The sequence below is a fragment of the Winogradskyella sp. genome, assembly GCF_965656915.1.
In the GTDB taxonomy this organism is placed as follows: Bacteria; Bacteroidota; Bacteroidia; order Flavobacteriales; family Flavobacteriaceae; genus Winogradskyella.
On sequence record NZ_CBFHMI010000108.1, the window covers coordinates 1 to 2,441 of the forward strand.

Annotated in this window: 2 protein-coding genes; both read left to right on the top strand. The window is 33.4% G+C overall.

The genetic code is table 11. The features are described 5' to 3' along the window. Positions 1–898 (top strand): glycosyltransferase family 2 protein (locus ACTG3Y_RS13480; protein WP_439153438.1); only part of this gene is annotated, 898 nt, incomplete at its 5' end. Between the two features lie 76 nt (positions 899–974). After that, positions 975–2,441: phospho-sugar mutase (locus ACTG3Y_RS13485; protein ID WP_439153439.1), on the top strand; the 1,467-nt coding region annotated here is incomplete at its 3' end.

Genomic DNA, 2,441 nt, shown 5'->3' on the forward strand with positions numbered 1-2,441 from the left:
ATTACACGATTGGATTGTATCAGTGATGCAATCCAATTCGTTTTCTTATGAAATTCTTTTTATAGACGACGGCAGTACTGATAGCTCTTGGGAAGTTATTTCAAAACTTTATGCAAAAAATACAAATGTAAAAGGCATTCGCTTTTTTAAAAATTTCGGTAAAAGTCAGGCATTACATGCTGGTTTTGCTAAAGCTAAAGGTGATGTTGTTATCACGATGGATGCAGATTTACAAGACAGTCCAGATGAAATTCCAGAATTATATTCATTAATAATAAATGATAAGTTAGACCTAGTTTCTGGTTGGAAGAAAAAGCGTTATGATTCTATAATTACTAAGAATATTCCGTCTAAATTATTTAATTGGGCTGCTAGACGAACTTCTGGAGTTAAGTTGCATGATTTTAATTGTGGTTTAAAGGCCTACAGCTATTCCTTGGTAAAACATGTTGATGTTTATGGAGAAATGCATAGATACATTCCAGTATTGGCAAAAAACGCAGGATTTAATAAAATTGGTGAGAAAGTAGTTCAACATCAAGCCCGAAAATATGGTAAAACCAAATTTGGGATGAACAGGTTTATCAATGGTTTCTTAGATTTAATTACGGTTTGGTTTATTTCCCGGTTCGGAAAACGTCCTATGCATCTCTTTGGTGCGCTTGGTGTCTTAATGTTTATAATTGGTTTTGGATTTGCTATATATCTTGGATTAGATAAATTATTCTTCAATCCAACAGGAAGATTAATAACAGAACGACCACAATTTTACATCGCATTATCTACAATGATCATCGGTTCCCAGTTTTTTATTGCAGGCTTCTTAGGTGAACTCATTCTTCGTACAAAAAGACAAGAACAGCGATATCACATTAAAGATGTTTTAAATCTGGAATAATTATTACGTTTTTTTTATTTCGGACTCAGTAACGACTGATGATTTTCTTACTTTTGCTCCATAACAATTACTTCGCATGATTTACATTAAACCAGAAATATTAAAACGTGTAAATACTTGGTTAACTCCAGCTTTTGATCAAGACACACAAGACCAAATAAAACACATGATTGCTTCTGACCCAAAAGGATTAGAAGAAAGTTTTTATAAAGACTTAGAATTTGGTACTGGCGGAATGCGAGGTGTAATGGGAATAGGCACCAATAGAATTAACAAATATACACTTGGGAAAAATACACAGGGTTTAAGTAATTATCTTAAACAAGAATTTAAAGATGAGCAATTAAAAGTTGCCATTGCTTACGATTGCAGACATAATAGTAAAACATTTGGAAAAGTAGTAGCTGATGTTTTTTCTGCTAATGGTATTAAAGTATATTTATTTGAAGATTTAAGACCTACACCAGAATTATCATTTGCTCTCAAACATTTAAACTGCCATTGTGGAATTGTATTAACGGCGTCGCACAATCCACCAGAGTATAATGGTTATAAAGTCTATTGGCAAGATGGTGGTCAGTTAGTGCCACCACAAGATGAAGAAATTATTGCAGAGATTAATAGCTTAGATTATTCAGAGATTAAATTTGAAGCTAAGGAAAACCTTATTGAATTTATCGGCAAGGAGGTTGATAATATCTTTATAGAAAATTCTATAAAAAATGGAAGTTTTAATACCTCAGTAGCAGCTAAAGAAAATTTAAATGTTGTATTTACATCTTTACATGGTACCTCAATTACCGCTATACCAGAGACTTTAAAACGTGCTGGATATACAAACGTAAATATAGTAGAAGAGCAGCGTGAACCTAATGGCGATTTTCCAACGGTAAAATCTCCTAATCCTGAAGAACCAGAAGCCTTAAAAATGGCAATGGAGTTAGCTGAAAAAATTGATGGAGATATTGTTATAGGAACAGATCCTGATTGTGATCGACTTGGTGTGGTGGTGAGAAATTTAGAAAATGAACTGGTGATTCTCAACGGAAACCAAACCATGATATTAATGACCGACTTTCTATTAAAGCAATGGAAAAACGATGAGAAAATAATAGGTAAAGAGTTTATTGCTTCTACTATTGTTTCTACGCCAATGATGTCAGCTCTAGCAGAAGCCTACAATGTTGAATGTAAAATAGGTCTAACTGGTTTTAAATGGATTGCTAAAATGATAAAGGACTTTCCACATCTTAACTTTATTGGCGGCGGAGAAGAAAGTTTTGGATTTATGGTTGGTGATTTTGTACGCGATAAAGATGCAGTAACCTCTACTCTTTTAGCTTGCGAAATTGCCGCTCAAGCAAAAGTTAATGGAAAGACCATATACCAAGAATTGATTGATCTTTATGTAGAGCACGGTTTTTTTAAAGAGCGTTTAATTTCTCTAACTAAAAAAGGAATTAAAGGTGCGCAGGAGATTAAACAAATGATGATTGACGCTAGAGAAAATCCGTTAAAAGTAGTGAATGGTTCTAAAGTTCTT